At 65.5% G+C, this 1,210-nt stretch carries 1 protein-coding gene; it reads left to right on the forward strand.

Annotation, left to right across the window (positions count from 1 at the left end; translation table 11 throughout):
• Positions 1-77: 77 nt before the first annotated feature.
• A complete protein-coding gene (locus tag FRW57_RS21800) occupies positions 78-1,067 on the forward strand; it encodes an IS5 family transposase (RefSeq protein ID WP_238999540.1) in 990 nt (329 codons plus the stop codon).
• Positions 1,068-1,210: the final 143 nt, after the last annotated feature.

The following is a 1,210-nucleotide window of genomic DNA, read 5'->3' on the forward strand; positions in this document are numbered from 1 at the left end:
TAGGGATGCGCTGATCTTTTGCGGTAGTCCGGGGCGTCGCCTGACCTGGTGGGCGGGGCTGCGGAATGATCGGGTCCGTGGACAGCGATCAGCCCTCTTTCACTGATGTTGAGTATGGCAACCGTCGACGGGTCTCCAAGCGGGAGGAGTTCTTGGAGATGATGGACGCCACGATCCCGTGGCGGGTCTGGGTCGGTCTGATCGAGCCGCACTACTACGCTGACCGGCCCGGGAAGCGGGGTCGGAAGGCCAAGCCGATCGAGACGATGCTGCGGATGTATCTGTTGCAGGCGTGGTTCTCGCTGTCCGATGAGGGGGTGGAGGACGCGATCTATGACTCCTATGCGATGCGGAAGTTCATGGGCCTGGACTTCGCGGTCGAGCAGGTGCCGGACGCGACCACGCTGCTGCACTTCCGCCACCTGCTGGAGGAACACCAGCTCGGGGAGAAGCTGTTCGCGGCGCAGAACGAGATCTTCGACGCCGAGGGCTGGATCATGCGCGGCGGGTCGATCATCGACGCCACCATCATCGCTGCGCCGTCCTCGACCAAGAACGCCACCGGCACCCGCGACCCCGAGATGCACCAGACGAAGAAGGGCAACCAGTGGTACTTCGGGATGAAGGCCCACATCGGCACCGATGCCGGCACCGGGTATGTCCACTCGGTCTCGGCAACCGCCGCCAACGTGCACGATCTGGACGAGGCGGCCAACCTGGTGCGTGCCGATGACGAGGTGACCTATGTCGATGCGGGCTACCAGGGCGCCCAGAAGCGGCCCGAGATCGTCGAGGACGCGCATCGTTCGAGGATCCAGTGGCGGGTCGCGGCGCGGAAGGGGAAGTTGAAGACGATGCCCGAACCCGACCGCGCCGAGCAGTCACGTCAGGCCGCGGTCCGGGCGAAGGTCGAGCATCCATTCCTGATCGTCAAACGCGACTTCGGGTTCACCAAGACCCGCTACCGCGGGATCGCGAAGAACCTCAACCACCTGCACGTGCTGTTCGCCTCGGCGAACTGGCTGATGCGAGCCCGTGCCGTCGCCCTCACCCCGGCGACGGCATAGCGCCCGCCTGCCCGAAACCACTCCGCCGGGCCGAACAAGGGCCCAGAGCAGAGGTAGGGAGCCACTCCCAGACCCGTTCCTGACCGCGTCCACTGCCGTCAGCCGCCGACCACGCCGGGAATGGCATGTTGATCAGCGCTTCC

The sequence above is a fragment of the Segeticoccus rhizosphaerae genome (assembly GCF_009192725.1).
Lineage (GTDB): Bacteria > Actinomycetota > Actinomycetes > Actinomycetales > Dermatophilaceae > Segeticoccus > Segeticoccus rhizosphaerae.